The 15,525-nt window shown below is 72.5% G+C and carries 11 protein-coding genes and 2 pseudogenes; 3 read left to right on the top strand and 10 right to left on the bottom strand.

What is annotated here, in order from left to right; translation table 11 throughout:
• Positions 1-89: 89 nt before the first annotated feature.
• Positions 90-530: a hypothetical protein gene (locus tag R4Z62_RS02415; protein ID WP_064531182.1), complete on the top strand. Its 441-nt coding sequence runs from the start codon at positions 90-92 to the stop codon at positions 528-530.
• A 16-nt stretch (positions 531-546) separates the two neighbouring features.
• Here R4Z62_RS02415 and R4Z62_RS02410 read toward each other — a convergent pair whose 3' ends face one another.
• The 3 genes from R4Z62_RS02410 to R4Z62_RS02400 form a co-directional block, all read right to left on the bottom strand.
• Entirely contained in the window at positions 547-2,802 is a 2,256-nt protein-coding gene (locus R4Z62_RS02410; protein WP_382848044.1) for an FUSC family protein, read from the bottom strand.
• A gap of 138 nt (positions 2,803-2,940) precedes the next feature.
• Positions 2,941-4,284, bottom strand: coding sequence for an NAD(P)/FAD-dependent oxidoreductase (locus R4Z62_RS02405; protein ID WP_173860951.1), 1,344 nt, complete (start codon positions 4,282-4,284; stop codon positions 2,941-2,943).
• Between the two features lie 258 nt (positions 4,285-4,542).
• Positions 4,543-4,923, bottom strand: coding sequence for an STAS domain-containing protein (locus tag R4Z62_RS02400; RefSeq protein ID WP_382848043.1), 381 nt, complete (start codon positions 4,921-4,923; stop codon positions 4,543-4,545).
• 151 nt (positions 4,924-5,074) lie between these two features.
• On the opposite strand from R4Z62_RS02400, the gene R4Z62_RS02395 reads away from it, so the two are divergent.
• Positions 5,075-5,446: a hypothetical protein gene (locus R4Z62_RS02395; RefSeq protein ID WP_064531178.1), complete on the top strand. Its 372-nt coding sequence runs from the start codon at positions 5,075-5,077 to the stop codon at positions 5,444-5,446.
• A 53-nt stretch (positions 5,447-5,499) separates the two neighbouring features.
• Here the strand turns inward: R4Z62_RS02395 and R4Z62_RS02390 are convergent, their stop codons facing one another.
• The gene (locus R4Z62_RS02390; protein WP_037895259.1) at positions 5,500-5,934 is read right to left on the bottom strand and encodes an ATP-binding protein; all 435 of its coding nucleotides are present in this window, start codon (positions 5,932-5,934) and stop codon (positions 5,500-5,502) included.
• Between the two features lie 152 nt (positions 5,935-6,086).
• On the opposite strand from R4Z62_RS02390, the gene R4Z62_RS02385 reads away from it, so the two are divergent.
• On the top strand, positions 6,087-6,320 hold the full coding sequence (locus R4Z62_RS02385; RefSeq protein WP_064531177.1) for a DUF6480 family protein: 234 nt from the start codon (positions 6,087-6,089) through the stop codon (positions 6,318-6,320).
• An 18-nt stretch (positions 6,321-6,338) separates the two neighbouring features.
• Here R4Z62_RS02385 and R4Z62_RS02380 read toward each other — a convergent pair whose 3' ends face one another.
• The 6 genes and pseudogenes from R4Z62_RS02380 to R4Z62_RS02355 all read right to left on the bottom strand — a co-directional run bounded on the left by R4Z62_RS02380 (position 6,339) and on the right by R4Z62_RS02355 (position 15,440).
• A complete protein-coding gene (locus R4Z62_RS02380; RefSeq protein WP_064531176.1) occupies positions 6,339-7,433 on the bottom strand; it encodes a glutamate--cysteine ligase 2 in 1,095 nt (364 codons plus the stop codon).
• A gap of 115 nt (positions 7,434-7,548) precedes the next feature.
• A complete protein-coding gene (glgB, locus tag R4Z62_RS02375) occupies positions 7,549-9,771 on the bottom strand; it encodes a 1,4-alpha-glucan branching enzyme (protein ID WP_064531175.1) in 2,223 nt (740 codons plus the stop codon).
• Positions 9,772-9,775: 4 nt separating this feature from the next.
• The gene (locus R4Z62_RS02370) at positions 9,776-11,164 is read right to left on the bottom strand and encodes a maltokinase N-terminal cap-like domain-containing protein (RefSeq protein ID WP_355482782.1); all 1,389 of its coding nucleotides are present in this window, start codon (positions 11,162-11,164) and stop codon (positions 9,776-9,778) included.
• Between the two features lie 29 nt (positions 11,165-11,193).
• Positions 11,194-12,931: pseudogene (gene treS / locus R4Z62_RS02365) on the bottom strand (maltose alpha-D-glucosyltransferase).
• Positions 12,928-14,936, bottom strand: a pseudogene (locus R4Z62_RS02360) (alpha-1,4-glucan--maltose-1-phosphate maltosyltransferase). Before R4Z62_RS02360 ends, treS begins: the two co-directional pseudogenes overlap by 4 nt.
• Positions 14,937-15,062: 126 nt before the next feature.
• Positions 15,063-15,440: a DUF5133 domain-containing protein gene (locus R4Z62_RS02355; protein WP_064531172.1), complete on the bottom strand. Its 378-nt coding sequence runs from the start codon at positions 15,438-15,440 to the stop codon at positions 15,063-15,065.
• Positions 15,441-15,525 lie beyond the last annotated feature (85 nt).

The following is a 15,525-nucleotide window of genomic DNA, read 5'->3' as shown; positions in this document are numbered from 1 at the left end:
TGGCGCGAGTGCGCCCGGCGCGCCTTCACGGGCACCGGCCGATCGCAGGTGCCGGGTCTGAGAGACGCCGGGCGGGGAACACGGAGCAGATGAGCGAAGACGAGTTTCCGCCCGACGACCGGGCCGTGGAGGTGTACCTCGACCTCCTGCGGATCCGGATGCCAGAGGACGACTACGAACTCCTGCTCACCGTGGTGGACCCGGTGCTGCGCGCCATCCACGAACAGGGGGAGCAGGGCGTGCCCACCGCCGACTTCCCGCTGGACGGGCCGCAGACCCAGGGCCTGCCCCAGCAGATACGCGACGAGGCGGCCCTGGTCATCGCCACCGCGGTCACCGGCCGGCTGGACAACGAGCTGGTCGTCCTGGAGATAGAGGAGACCGGCCCGGTCCGGGTGGTCACCGACGCCACCACCGCCGCCGACCCGGCCCGCCTCACGGAGATCGCCGACTACATCCGCGACCGGCACCGCGAGACCGAGGAGCTGCGCGGCATCGCCGCCGTCAGCGACCTGCCCACGGACTTCTGACCCGGCTGGACCCGTCTCACCGCTTGGGCGTCGGCACCCGGACGCCCAGCGGACGGGCCAGACCCACCACTCCCTCGTCCAGGCGCTGCAGATGCCGCAGCACCCGGTCGGTGATCCGGCCGTAGCGGGGCGTGCCCGGCGTGCCGCCCGACTCCAGCAGCGACGCGATGCTCGGACCCGTCTCGATCCCGGGGGCGTCCGGCTCGTCGGCCACGTGCGCGGTGAGCGCCGCGATGTTGTGCGTGATCCGGCGGCACGCCTGCCGCAGCCGCGGATCGGCGGCTATCGACGGATGCGTCGGCAGCAGCTCGGCGGTCGCGGCCAGCGACCGCGCGTGATACGCACAGGTCTCCAGCAGCGCCAGCAGGTACTGCGCGGTGTCGCGCCGGGCCCGCAGGGGCGTGATCGGGTGCGTGAGCGGCTGCACGGCGCCGCGCAGATCGCTCAGCGCCTGGTCGAGATCGCGCGCCTGGTCCAGCAGATCCGCCTGCGGGCCGCCGCTGAGCTGGTCCACGGCGGTGCCCGTGACGTCGTAGAGCCGCTCCAGCACCGTGCCCAGCAGCTCGTCCGTGCGGCGGTCGGTGCGCACCGGCAGCACCACGGCCGCCGCGATGATCCCGCAGGCGGCGCCCAGCGCCGTCTCCTCGATGCGCAGCACCAGCACCGACAGGCTGTAGGTGTGCAGCAGCGTGTAGAGCAGCCCCAGCGCTGCCGTGACGAAGAACGACATCAGCGTGTACGACAGCGGCGCCGTGTAGAACATCGCGAAAACCAGCAGCAGCACCAGCGCCAGGGCCGGCCAGGTGTGCGGACCGACAAGACCGGCCAGCACGATGCCCGCCACCACCCCGAGCACGGTGCCCAGCAGCCTGCGGTAGCCCTTGACCAGGATCTCGCCCGTGGACGAGGTGTTGATGAAGACGATCCAGCAGGTCAGCACCGCCCAGTACCAGCGCTGGCTGGAGAGGAACTCACCGCCCACGATGGCCAGCGCGGACCCCAGCGCCACCTGCACCGCGGCCCGCGTGGTGGGCCGGCGCAGCCCGGTGGCGGGCTCCTCCAGCGCCTGTTCGCCCGCCTCGGCGCCCTCGATGGCGGCGTCCTCGGCGTCCAGCTCCTCCCGGGAGCGGGTGGTGGCCGGGGAGTCGTCGGACTCGTCCTGCGGCCCGCCGAGCGCGACCCGCAGCCCCAGCACCGCGCGGGCGGCCTCCCCGATACCGCGGAAGACGTCCTGGAGGGCCGCCGAGGCGGCCGGCAGGTTCTCCTCGTCGCGGTAGCCGAGCAGCCGGTTGCGCACATGCGTCATCGCGGTGCCCCCGCCCTCGCCGACCGGCCGCAGCACCAGCATGCGCAGCGCCCGCAGATCCCGGCGCAGCGTGTCGGTGGCCTCCTCCCGCACCGGCTCCCGGCCGCCCGAGGGGACGGGCGCGCCGGGCAGGTGCAGGGTGAGCGTGTCGGTCCGCTCGCTGCTGCGGGCGGTGAGCAGCAGCAGTCCCAGCCGCTCGGCGGAGATCTCGGCGCCCGCGATGCGCCGCTGCACCAGCCGGGCCACGGACTCGTCGGAGGTGCCCTGCTCCAGGCGGCCCTGGATCATCAGGGCCGTCTCGTGCAGCCGGGCGGTGCCCTCGCGCACCGCCTCCAGGGCCTTGTCGGCGTCCCCGGGCCCGGCGTCCAGCAGCTCCAGCTGGGCGGAGACCAGCTGGGCCAGCCGCACCCGGAACGCCTCGCGCAGCCGCAGCAGGACGCCCGCCGGAGTCTCGTAGACGATCACGAAGCGCACCAGCGCGCTGGCCGCGAACGCGACCGTGACGACACCGAACAGGGCGGGCAGCGTGTGCCCGGTGGCGCCGACGAACAGCGACATGAAGTAGATCTGGAAGCCGATCAGGCCCAGCGCGTTGCCCCGGTCGCCGAAGCGGCGGCTGTAGACCGCGCAGAAGATCAGGACGACGAAGAAGAGGTCACCGGCGATCACCCGGGAGTTCAGCAGGGCGCCCAGGGCGACCGACGCCAGCGCCACGGGCAGACCCAGCGCCAGGGTCAGCGCCTGCTGGGAGCGCTGCTTCTCCCGGATGGCGAAGGTGGCCGCCATCGAGGCGATCGCACCGGCCACCAGATGCGGGACCGGCACCCGCAGCGCGGTCAGCACCGCCAGGGTCAGCGCTATCGATCCCGCCGTCCGCGACCCCGCGGCCAGTCTCAGCAGCCCGGGATCGGACGCCGTGACGCGATCCCAGAGCCGTGTCCCGAGCGACCCCTCCGCTGCACTCACGCCGCCGTACTCTCTCCCGATCCCCGTGGATCTTGCCGTGGATCTTCGCGATGATCCGTTTCTCCAGCATCGCACGCCACGGCCGGACCGCCCGGAGCGGCCCGGCCGGGCGCGGCGCCGATCTCCGCCCGCGCGGCGTCACAGCGCCCGCGGACGCGCCTTCTCCACGTACTCCTGCACCTGCTGCGCCGTCATGTACGCGTCGGTGTACTCGAAGTCCTTCAGCTTGGCCGGCTTGCGGGCCTGGAAGCCGGTGCGGACGAAGTCGTCGCCCGCGACCGCGTTGAGCAGCCAGTTCGTCGCGACCCTGACCTTGGCGACATTGGTGCGCAGCGCCCCCAGGTGGTAGCCGCGGGCCACCGCCTGGGCGGGCACCCCGTGCAGTTCGACACCGAGCGGCTTGGCGACCGCGTCCGCGCCGCCCAGGTCCACGACGAGACCCAGGTCCTTGTGCTCGTAGCGGCGCATCGGTCCGCCGCGCAAGGTCGCGACGACGTTCTCCGCGACCCGCCTGCCCTGGCGCATCGCGTGCTGCGCGGTCGGCGGGCAGACCGCGCCGTCGCCCTTGGCGAGGTCGGGCACGGCGGCGGCGTCACCGAGCGCGAACACCCCGTCGTACCCGGGCAGACACATCTCGTCGGTCACCGCGAGCCGTCCGCGGACGGTGTCCGCGCCGAGGGTGGCGATGAGCGGGCTGGCGACCACGCCCGCCGTCCAGATCAGGGTGTGGGTGGGCACGACCCGGCCGTCGGTGAAGGTGACCTCCTCCGGGCCGGCCTTGGCGATGGACACCCCGAGCGAGATCTCGATGCCCCGCCTGCGCAGGTCCTCCTGGGCGGCGCGGCCCAGCTTGTCGCCCAGCTCGGGCATCAGCTTGGGGGCGATGTCGATCAGATGCCACTTGATCAGCGCCGGGTCCAGCCGCGGGTAGCGCTTGACGGCGGCGTGCGTCAGCCGCTGGAGGCAGGCCGCGGTCTCGGTCCCGGCGTACCCGCCGCCGACGACCACGAACTGGAGCCGCGCGGCCCGCTCGGCCGCGTCGTCGCTGGCGTCGGCCAGGTCGAGCTGGGTGATGACGTGGTCCCGGACGTACGCGGCCTCGGCGAGCGTCTTCATGCCGAAGGCGTGGTCGGTCAGACCCGGGATGTCGAAGGTGCGGGTGATGCTGCCGGGGGCCAGCACGATGTAGTCGTAGGACTCGTCGACGATCCGGTCGGTGATGGTGCGGACGACGCAGACCTTGGCCTTCAGATCCACGCCGACGGCGCCGCCCGGGATGATCCGGGTGCGGTACTTCCTGCTGCGGCGCAGGGAGACGGCGATCGACTGCGGCGTCAGCACGCCGGAGGCGACCTGGGGCAGCAGCGGCAGATACAGCTGGTAGGCGAACGGTGTCACCAGGGTGACGTCGGCCTCGCTGGGGGAGAGGGTGCGTTCCAGACGGCGGACGCACTCCACTCCGGCGAAACCTGCGCCGACCACCAGGATCCTGGGTCGTGTCACGGTGTCTCTTCCCTTCTGCGGCTCCGGCGGCGTGCCGCGGCGTCGAGCGCCTGCCCCCGGATCGCTGCTTTCGCACCTCGTCGCTCCCGCCGTGCCGCCGGGCCTCCTTCCGCCGGCCGGGCACGGCGCCCGCACACACGTGTCGATCACCACCATGCCCGCACCGGGCCGTCCGCGCACCAGTAGCGACAGCACCGGCCGCACCGGACGCCCCGGCGGGGCCCGCCCTCCGCGCTCTCAGGCCGACCGTTCGACCGGCGCGTCGATCAGGGCCAGCGCCTCCTCTGCCGTCCGCGAGACCGGCACCGTGAGACTGACCCCGGTGAGGTCGAAGATCCGCTGGACGGCCGGTGCGGGCGCGATGACGTGCACGCTGCCCGGCAGCCGCCGGACCTCCTGGTAGACGCGCAGGACGATGTTCATGCCGGAGGAGTCCATGAAGGGCACTCCGCTCAGGTCGAGCAGGAAGTGCCGGCGGCCGTGATGGAGCTGGTTGGCCAGATGGGCCTGGAGCTCGGTCGCGGTGTCGACGTCCAGGTACCCCTCGGCCGTGAGCAGGGCGACGTCCTCCCGGACGAGGGTGACCTCGACGGTCAGCGGGTTCTGGGCATGGGACACGGGTACCTCCATCGAAGGGCGACTGCGCACCCGCGCCTACCCCCGAACCGGGCGGCCATACGTGCCAGTCCCGGACCCGGGTCGTCGAATGCCGCCGTCGGCGCAGGGTAGTTGCTGCTGTGGAGGCACCGAGCGAAAGGGGCAGGGCAGCGTGACCATCGAGGGAATCTGGGCGTACCCGCCGCAGGCCGGCCGCACCGGCGAGACGGACCTGACCGGGTTCACCGTCGTCGCCGCCGACGGCACCGTGGGCCATGTGGACCGGGAGGCGGAGCGCTTCGGGATGCGGCACCTGGTCGTGGACACCGGTGTGTGGGTGTTCGGCCGCAGCGCGCTGGTCCCGGCGGGCGTGGTGAGCCGCGTCGACCCGGCCGGGCGCAGGGTCGAAGTGGCCTGCTCCCGGGCGGAGATCAAGGACGCGCCGCGGTTCCGCACCGACAGCGAGACCCTCGACCGGGACTATCTGACCCGGGTGGGGGAGTACTACCACGGCCTGCCGCCACGGGAGCCGGACCCCGCCTGAGGACCCCGGCGAGCCCGGGGCTCCTCAGGCGGGGTCCCGCCGGGACGACCGGTTCACCAGGGCAGGAAGACGTGGACGTCCTTGCCCTGGCCGGTCACCACGACACTGACCTGGTCGCTCAGCGTGTGGATCAGATGCCAGCCGATCCCGCCGCCGCCCCGGCTCGGATGGAACGGGCGCGGCGCCGGCGGCGTGGTGCTGGTGTCGCTCAGCGTCACATGCACCCCGTCGAAGGTCCGCCGCAGACACAGGACGAACGGCCCCGGCGCGTACTGCACGGCGTTCGCGGCGAGTTCGGTGACCACCAGCAGGATGTCGTCCCAGTGCTCGGGGGCCGCCGGCAGGGCACGGCGCGCCAGATCGTCCAGGAACTCCTCCGCGGCGAGGCGCGCACCCGTCACATGGTGCAGCTCGCCCGCGAAGCGGGCGGTTCGGCTCGGTATCCCCTCGGTGGCCAGTGTGTCGTCCCCATGCGGCTCGGTTGGCATCTCGCCTTCCCTGCCCGGCGTGCGCAGGGCGTCGTCGTACTTCCCTTCGTCCTCCTGTCTAGTTCCCGTGGGTGCCAGGGCTACGCGTGGGCATCCCGTGGCGCCCGTCTCAGCCGCGCGTCCGGACGGGCGGAAGTGGGGACCCGGGGGTCATGAGCTACGTCAATCCAGATCCCGACCCGGACCGGACGACCGGGCTCGAACCGGGCGGCGGAGTGCCGCCCGGCGAGACACCGCCCGCCGAGAGCAGCATGCCCGAGGCCGGGCCGCGGGAGCCGGAGGCCACCTCCCGGGGCTGGGCGGCGACCCCGCTCACCCTGATCCTGCTGCTCGTCCTGCTGATCGCGGCGGGCCTGCTGGGCTACGCCCTGGTCCTGATCCGCTGAGCGCCCCGCGCGGCCGTCTCACTCCTGGGTGAGGCGCACACACGCGGCGACGACCTCCCGCAGGCTCCCGGTGCGCTCCAGCAGCTCACGCTGTGTCCGTGCCCCGTTGCCCTGCGCGAACAGCGTGTCCAGCCCCTCCCGCGCCGCGTCCAGGTCACCGGCGTCGGCGAGCGCGTCGGCGACATGGTCGAGCAGACCCCGCAGCACCGACTCGGCCGGCAGCCGCCGCATGGTCAGCGGATGCAGCAGCTCCTGCCGGGGGCCGGTCCGCGCGGCCTGCCAGGCGGCCAGCCGCAGCAGGCTCACCCCGTGGTCCGGCGGTTCGCCGCCCGACCGCCACTGCCGGGCGGCGGTCTCTACCAGCGCGCGGGCGAGCGTGGCGAGCAGCCGGGCCGTGCCCGCGCGCAGGCACACGTCCGCGACCCGGATCTCCACCGTGGGATACCGCTCGGAGAGCCGCGCGTCGAAGTAGGCCATCTTCTCGTCGAGGATCACCCCGGTGGCCACCATGTCCGCGACCAGCCGGTGGTAGCGCTCCGCCGACCCGAACAGCTCGGTCGGACCGGCCGAGGGCCAGCGGTCCCAGACGCGGCTGCGGTAGCTGTCGTAGCAGGAGTCGTCGCCCTGCCAGAAGGGCGAGTTCCCGCTGATCGCCAGCAGCGCGGGCAGCCACGGGCGGATACGGTCCAGGACGGCGACGCCCTCCTCGTCCGAGTCGACCGCCACATGCACGTGCATGCCGCAGACCAGTTGCTCCCGGGTGGCGATGCCGTACTGGTCGGCCAGCCACCGGTAGCGGCGGTTCACGGTGATGGTCGGGCTGACCGGCAGCGGCGAGGTGGCGAGCGCGGCCACCGCGCAGCCGATCTCCCCGGCGTGCCGGGCCGCCTCCTCGCGGCAGCGCACGATCTCCGCGCCGAGCGCCGCCATGTCCGTCTGCGGATGCGTGGCGAACTCCAGCATCTGCCCGAACAGCTCTTTCTCGAACACGTCCCGGTCCGTGTCCGCGTCGTCCGCCTCGACCCGGGCGAGCACCGCGCCGGACAGCGCCCTCGGCTCGCCGCTGCCCGGGTCGACCAGGAGGAGTTCCTCCTCCACTCCTACGGTCCGCACCTCTTGCCGCCCTTCCCTCATGGCGACACCGGCCGGGCGCCGGGTCGTACGACCCCGAATGCCCTCGGACGGCCGCCGGACACCCCGCGCCGCGCGAGGTGCCCGGCCGTACGGCTCAGCCGGGGTGCGGCGCCAGCCAGAGCGTGGCCAGCGGCGGCAGGGTGAGGCGGACGTGTCCGTCCTCGGTCCCGACGGGGTCCGGGGCGGTGACACCGCTGCCGCCGTAGCGCGCCGCGTCCGTGTTCAGGACCTCCGACCAGGCGGTGACGTCGCCGCCCACGTGCAGGCGGTACCCCTCGCGGACCACGGGCGAGAAGTTCGACACCGCCAGCAGCGGAGTGCCCGCCGCGTCCAGGCGCAGGAACGCGAGGACGTTGTCGTCGGCGGCGTCCACGGCGACCCAGCGGAACCCCTCGGGCCGGGTGTCGCACTGCCACAGCGCCGGGGTGTCCCGGTAGACTGTGTTGAGGTCCCGCACCAGGTCCCGCACCCCGCGGTGGTCGCCCGCCGAGCAGTTGCCGTCCTCCAGCAGCCACCACTCGGGCCCGTGCTCCTCGGAGAACTCCCCGCCCTGCGCGAACTCCTGCCCCATGAAGAGCAGTTGCTTGCCGGGATGGGCCCACATGAAGCCCAGGTACGCCCGGTGGTCCGCGCGGCGCTGCCACCAGTCGCCCGGCATCTTCGACACCAGGGCCCGCTTGCCGTGCACCACCTCGTCGTGCGAGATGGGCAGCACGTAGTTCTCGCTGTAGGCGTACACCATCGAGAACGTCATCTCGTGGTGGTGGTACTTGCGGTGCACCGGCTCCTTGCTCATGTACTGGAGCGAGTCGTGCATCCAGCCCATGTTCCACTTCAGCCCGAACCCGAGCCCGCCGCGGTCGGTCGGCGCGGTCACCCCGCCCCAGGCGGTGGACTCCTCGGCGATGGTCACCACACCCGGCGCCCGCCGGTACACCGTGGCGTTCATCTCCTGGAGGAACGCCATCGCGTCCAGGTCCTCGCGCCCGCCGTACTGGTTGGGCGTCCACTGGCCGGAGTCGCGCGAGTAGTCGAGGTAGAGCATCGAGGCGACCGCGTCCACCCGCAGCCCGTCGATGTGGAACTCCTCGCACCAGTAGACGGCGTTCGCCACCAGGAAGTTGCGCACCTCGGTACGGGCGAAGTCGAACTCGTAGGTGCCCCAGTCCGGGTGCTCGGCGCGCTGCGCGTTCCCGGGCTCGTACAGCGGGTCCCCGTCGAAGCGGGCCAGCGCCCAGTCGTCCTTCGGGAAGTGCGCCGGCACCCAGTCCATGATCACGCCGATCCCGGCGCGGTGGCAGGCGTCGACGAAGTACCGGAAGTCGTCCGGTGAGCCCAGCCGCGAAGTCGGCGCGTAGTACGACGTCACCTGGTAGCCCCAGGAGCCGCCGAAGGGATGCTCGGCGACCGGCATCAGCTCCACATGGGTGAAGCCCAGGTCCTTGACGTACGCGGGCAGTTCCTCGGCCAGCTCGCGGTAGGTCAGGCCCTTGCGCCAGGACGGCAGGTGCACCTCGTACACCGACAGCGGCGCCTCGTGCACGGGCGTGTCCCCGCGGTGCGCCATCCACCGGGCGTCGCCCCACTCGTAATGCGCGGCCGTCACGATCGAGGCGGTGTCCGGCGGCACCTCGGTGCGCCGCGCCATCGGGTCGGCCTTCAGGAACCGGCCGCCGTACCGCGAGGTGATCTCGAACTTGTACCGCGCGCCCTCGCCGACACCCGGCAGGAACAGCTCCCACACACCCGCCGCGCCCAGCGAGCGCATCGGGAACGCGGTGCCGTCCCAGTACGTGAAGTCCCCGGCGACCCGCACCCCGCGCGCGTTGGGCGCCCACACCGTGAACCGGGTGCCCTCGACGCCCTGGTGGGTCATCGGCTCCGCGCCGAGCGCCCGCCACAGCTGCTCGTGCCGGCCCTCCCGGATCAGATGCAGGTCCAGCTCGCCGAGCGCGGGCAGGAAGCGGTACGGGTCGTGGACCTCGTGCTCCCCCTGCTCGTACTCGACGAGCAGCGTGTACTCGGGGATCCGGGCGCCCGGCAGGACGGCCGAGAACAGCCCGTCCCCCTCGGAGACCAGCGGGACGCGCGCGCCGCCGGCCAGCACGCTCACCGCGCGGGCGAACGGACGCAGCGTCCGGACGGCGGTCCCGCCCGGCACCGGATGCGCGCCGAGCAGCGCGTGCGGATCGTGGTGCGCCCCGGACAGCAGGCGCTCACGGTCTCCTGGGTCCAGGGGCGGGGCGGCCGTGGTCGGTCCCGCCGGGGGCGGGACGGGACCGGACGGCTCGGGCAGTGACGTGTCGCGCAGTGCCACCGGTTCAGCCTCCTCTCACGGCGAGACGTTCGATCGCCGCCATCGGTACCGCGAGCCAGTCGGGACGGTGCCGGGCCTCGTACAGCACTTCGTACACGGCACGGTCCGTCTCGTAGGCCCGCAGCAGGGCGTGTTTCTTACGGGGGTCCCAGCCGGCCCGGGAGGCGTAGCCGGCGCAGTACGCCTCCCGGCAGCGGCGCGCCCACTCCGGGCGCCAGGGGCGGCGCTGGCGGGCGGCGTAGTCGAAGGAGCGCAGCATGCCCGCCACGTCCCGCACCGGGGACTCGGGGACACGGCGCTCGGCGAGCGGACGGGACGGCTCGCCCTCGAAGTCGATCACGAACCATTCGCGTCCGGCCCGCAGCACCTGGCCCAGATGCAGATCGCCGTGCACCCGCTGGGCGGGCGGGCCCGCGTCGCAACTGGCCAGCGCGGCGAACGCGGTGCGCAGCCGGGCGGCGTACGGCCGGAGCGCGGGCACGCTGTGCGCCGCCGCGTCCAGCCGCTCGGTCATGGCCACCGCCGTGCGGGCGACCTCCCGGTGGCCGCCGGTCGGGAAGGCGTCGGCCAGTGCCAGGTGCACCTCGGCCGTGGCCTGCCCCAACTGGTGCGCCTGGGTGGTGAAGTCGTCGCCGGTGGCGAGCGCCCGCAGGGCCAGGGTCCAGCCGTCGGCCGCGTCGGGCAGGAACGGCTGGAGCACCCCGAGCGTGGCCTCCTCCGGCTGGTTGGTGCGCAGCCAGGCCACGGGTGCGGGTACCCGGCCGCACCCCTGCCGGGCCAGCGCCCACGGCACCTCCAGGTCCGGGTTGACCCCGGCCTGGATGCGGCGGAAGACCTTCAGGATGAACTCGTCGCCGTACACGATGGAGGAGTTGGACTGCTCCGCGTCCAGCAGCCGGGGGGCGAGGCCGCCCGGGACGAGCGCGGACGGATCGGCCTCGAAGCGCAGCGGGCCCGCGCTGCCCGGGTGGCGCAGCCGCTCCAGGAGCAGTTGCGCGGAGCGCGGGTCGCACAGGGCGTCGTAGACCGCGAGTCCGGCCAGCGGTCCCTGCGCGGGCCGGCCGATGAAGGCGCGGTGCAGCCGCGGGGACAGCTCCCGCCGTACGCCGAGCAGCAGTTGGTAGCAGTCGGCGGGCGGCGGCGCGGTGATGCCGGCCGGGGCGGGGACGCCGCCGCTCCCGGCGCCGACGCCCGCGTGTTCGGCGTGGACCAGCAGATGCAGGCACCCCGGGAACAGCTCCGTCATCGACAGCAGCCTGAGGTCGGTGACGGGCCGGTCCTTGCCCGCGAACCAGCGCTGGCCGGGCAGCCATTCGCGCAGCAGCGACCCGAGCGAGGCCATGGGATCGGCGACGCCCGCGCTGCTCGGCTGGAGGGATGCGGTCTTCGTCATGGTCACGCCTCCTTTGGTCTCGGCCACGGTCAGACTCGTCGGCCGATCCGGGATGCGGCTCTGCTGAGCCGGAACCAGTAGAAGCCGTGTCCCGCCAGGGTCAGCAGATAGGGGAGTTCGCCGATGGCGGGGAACCGGACGCCGCCGATCAGTTCCACCGGGTGCCGTCCGTCGTAGGCGCTGAGATCCAGTTCGGTGGGCTGGGCGAAGCGGGAGAAGTTGTGCACGCACAGCACGAGGTCGTCGTCTCCTTCTCCGTTCGGGGGGGCTTCGCGGAGGAAGGCGAGGACGGCGGGGTTGGAGGAGGTGAGTTCGGTGTAGGTGCCGAGTCCGAAGGCGGGGTTCTGCTTGCGGATCTCGATCATGCGGCGGGTCCAGTGCAGCAGCGAGGAGGGGGAGGACATGGAGGCCTCGACGTTGGTGACCTGGTAGCCGTAGACGGGGTCCATGATCGTGGGGAGGTAGAGGCGGCCGGGGTCGCTGGAGGAGAAGCCGGCGTTGCGGTCGGGGGTCCACTGCATGGGGGTGCGTACGGCGTCGCGGTCGCCGAGCCAGATGTTGTCGCCCATGCCGATCTCGTCGCCGTAGTAGAGGATCGGGCTGCCGGGCAGGGACAGGAGCAGGGCGGTGAAGAGTTCGATCTGGTTGCGGTCGTTGTCCAGGAGGGGGGCGAGGCGGCGGCGGATGCCGATGTTGGCGCGCATGCGGGGGTCCTTGGCGTACTCGGCCCACATGTAGTCGCGTTCCTCGTCGGTGACCATCTCCAGGGTCAGCTCGTCGTGGTTGCGCAGGAAGATCCCCCACTGGCAGTGCGCGGGGATCGCCGGGGTCTTCGCCAGGATCTCCGAGACCGGGTAGCGGCTCTCGCGCCGCACCGCCATGAAGATCCTCGGCATCACCGGGAAGTGGAACGCCATGTGGCACTCGTCGCCGCCGGCGCTGTAGTCGCCGAAGTAGTCGACCACGTCCTCCGGCCACTGGTTCGCCTCCGCGAGGATCACCGTGTCCGGATACATCTGGTCGATCTCCTTGCGCACCCGTTTCAGGAACGCGTGGGTCGCCGGGAGGTTCTCGCAGTTGGTGCCCTCCTGGGCGTAGAGGTAGGGCACCGCGTCCAGCCGGAATCCGTCGATGCCGAGATCCAGCCAGAAACGCAGCGCGGCCAGGATCTCCTCCTGGACCGCGGGGTTCTCGTAGTTCAGATCGGGCTGGTGCGAGAAGAAGCGGTGGAAGTAGTACTTGCCGCGCACCGGGTCGAAGGTCCAGTTGGACGCCTCGGTGTCCACGAAGATGATCCCGGGCCTCCGCGTAGCCCGTGTCGTCGTCGGCCCACACGTAGAAGTCGCCGTAGGGCCCGTCGGGGTCCTTGCGCGACTCCTGGAACCAGGGGTGCTGGTCGCTGGTGTGGTTCATGACGAAGTCGATGATGACGCGCATGCCGCGCTGGTGGGCGGCGTCGACGAACTCGACGAAGTCGGCGAGGTCGCCGAAGTCGGGGAGGACGGCGGTGTAGTCGGAGACGTCGTAACCGCCGTCTCTCAGCGGTGACTTGAAGAACGGCGGGAGCCAGAGGCAGTCCACGCCGAGCCACTGGAGGTAGTCCAGTTTGGCGGTCAGGCCCTTCAGGTCGCCGATGCCGTCGCCGTTGCTGTCCTGGAAGGAGCGGACCAGGACCTCGTAGAAGACGGCGCGCTTGAACCACTCCGGGTCGCGGTCCCTGGCCGGGGCGTCCTCGAAGATGTCCGGGACGGGCTCGTTGACTGTCATGGCGCGGCGGGCCTTCCGGTCTGCGGGGTGGTCGGACGCTGGACATGGAGCACGTGGGCGGGCCGGTGCCCGGGATCGAGCCGCACGTAGTTGGCCGTGCCCCAGCGGTAGGTCTCACCCGTCAGTTCGTCGTGCACGGACAGGGACGCCGGGACGTCCGGGCCGAGGCGCCGCATGTCCAACGAGACCGTGGCCTCCTGGGTGTGGTGCGGATCGAGGTTGACCACCACGACGACCGTGTCCGCGCCGGTGGTCTTGCTGTAGGCGAGCACGGCGTCGTTGTCGGGTCGGGTGGAAGCGCAGATTGCGCAGGTGGTGCAGGGCGGGGTGGCGGCGCCGGATGTCGTTGAGGCGGGTGATGAGGGGGGTGATGGTGCGGCCCTCGCGTTCGGCGGTGTCCCAGTCGCGTGGTCTGAGCTGGTATTTCTCGGAGTGGACGTATTCCTCGCCGCCCTGTGTGAGGGGGGTGTTCTCGCAGAGTTCGTAGCCGCTGTAGATGCCCCAGGAGGGGGAGAGGGTGGCGGCGAGGACGGCGCGGACCTCGAAGGCGGGGCGGCCGCCGTGCTGGAGGTAGGCGTGGAGGATGTCGGGGGTGTTGGGGAAGAGGTTGGGGCGCATGTAGGCGGCCGCCTCGCCCGACAGCTCGGTGAGGTAGTCGGTGAGTTCCTGTTTCGTGGTGCGCCAGGTGAAGTAGGTGTAGGACTGCTGGAAGCCGATCTGGGCGAGGGTGTGCATCATCGCGGGGCGGGTGAAGGCCTCGGCGAGGAAGATGACGTCGGGGTCGGTGGTGTTGATGTCGCCGAGGACGCGTTCCCAGAAGGCGACGGGTTTGGTGTGGGGGTTGTCGACGCGGAAGATGCGGACGCCGTGGTGCATCCAGTGGCGGACGATGCGGACGGTCTCGGTGACGAGGCCGTCCATGTCGGTGTCGAAGGCCAGGGGGTGGATGTCCTGGTATTTCTTGGGGGGGTTCTCGGCGTGGGCGATGGTGCCGTCGGGGCGGTGGTGGAACCACTGGGGGTGTTTGTGGACCCAGGGGTGGTCGGGGGAGCACTGGAGGGCGAGGTCGAGGGCGACTTCGAGGCCGAGTTCGCGGGCGCGGCGCGGTGAAGTGATCGAAGTCGTCGAGGGTGCCCAGGCGGGGGTGGACGGTGTCGTGGCCGCCTTCGGGTGAGCCGATGGCCCAGGGGACGCCGACGTCGTGGGGGCCGGCGGTGAGGGTGTTGTCGGGGCCTTTGCGGTGGGTGGTGCCGATGGGGTGGACGGGGGGGAGGTAGACGACGTCGAAGCCCATGGCGGCGATGGCGGGCAGGCGGCGTTCGGCGGTGCGCAGGGTGCCGTGGGGCTGGTCGGGGGTGCCTTCGGAGCGGGGGAAGAACTCGTACCAGGCGCTGTAGAGGGCGCGTTCGCGTTCGACCTGGAGCGGGAGCGGCTGGGAGGCGGTGACCAGGTCGCGCAGGGGATGGCGGGCCAGGACCGCGTCCACCTCCGGCGTCAACGCCGCCGACAGCCGGGTCATCACCGGCAGCGAGTCGTCGTCCATCACCCGGACGGCGGCAAGCAGGGTGTCCCGTTCCGGCCCCTCGGGCACCCCTTCGGCCGCCCTGGTGTGCAGTTCCGCGCCCTCCTCCAGCACCAGCCCCGCGTCGATCCCGGCCGGGACCTTGATCTGGGCGTGCCGCCGCCAGGTGGTGACGGGGTCGGCCCATGCCTCGACGTGGTAGGTCCAGCGGCCGGTCGCGGTCGGGGTGACCTCGGCGCCCCAGCGGTCGGTGCCCGGGGCCAGCTCGCGCATCGGCGTCCACGGCCCCGGCCGGCCCGCCGGATCGCACAGCACCACGTTCGCCGCGACCGCGTCGTGCCCCTCGCCGAACACGGTGGCGGTGACCTGGAACGTCTCGCCCACCACCGCCTTGGCCGGGCGCCTGCCGCTCTCCACGGCCGGGCGCACATCCCGTACGGGGATGCGGCCGACGGCCGGTGCATGACTCGGAGTCGTACTCATGGGTGTCACCTCCACCGTGCTTGAGGCCGGGCTCGCGCCCGGCCGGGAACCAGGTACTGCTCGGTACGTCGTGCGGCGGTGCCGCCGTCCGGGACCGCCGCCCGGGACGGCGTACGGCCGCGTCCCCTACGCCCCTGCCCGGGAGCGCCGGTCCGCCGCGGGCCGGGGCTCCTGCGGCGCCCTCCGCTCCGCCGCGGACCACCGTTCCTCCGCCGGACCGCGGTCCTTCGCCGCGCCGCGGCCCCGGCGCGCCAGGGCGCCCACGTGCGGCCGGGCGGCGCCCTGCTCCCGCAGATAGGTGCCCAGGTTCGTGCGCAGGTACCGCTCCGCGGCGTCCGCCGCCTCCCGCGCGCAGCGCTTGCCCATCAGCACGCACAGCGTGTAGCCCGAATCCTCGAAGGTGGCCCGGACCCTGCGGTCGTCGGGCGACGCGAGCATCGCGCGTTCCCACACCCGGTAGCGCCGCAGATGCCGGGCGACTTCGGCTTTGGCGGGTAGCAGCATGGCGCTGTTCACCTTTCGGGAGCGCTCGATGGGCACGTTTCCCCGACGGTCGGGGCGGTGACCGCGCACGCGAAGGCACGCGGTC

The organism is Streptomyces sp. PL-25 (genome assembly GCF_058344915.1).
This window is presented reverse-complemented; position numbering and strand designations above follow the sequence as displayed.

Bases quoted from the DNA above. Each gene is read 5' to 3' on its own strand.
- R4Z62_RS02370 (WP_355482782.1), bottom strand. From the start codon at position 11,164: ATGACGAAGACCGCATCCCTCCAGCCGAGCAGCGCGGGCGTCGCCGAT.
- R4Z62_RS02390 (WP_037895259.1), bottom strand. From the start codon at position 5,934: ATGCCAACCGAGCCGCATGGGGACGACACACTGGCCACCGAGGGGATA.
- R4Z62_RS02355 (WP_064531172.1), bottom strand. From the start codon at position 15,440: ATGCTGCTACCCGCCAAAGCCGAAGTCGCCCGGCATCTGCGGCGCTAC.
- R4Z62_RS02415 (WP_064531182.1), top strand. From the start codon at position 90: ATGAGCGAAGACGAGTTTCCGCCCGACGACCGGGCCGTGGAGGTGTAC.
- R4Z62_RS02385 (WP_064531177.1), top strand. From the start codon at position 6,087: ATGAGCTACGTCAATCCAGATCCCGACCCGGACCGGACGACCGGGCTC.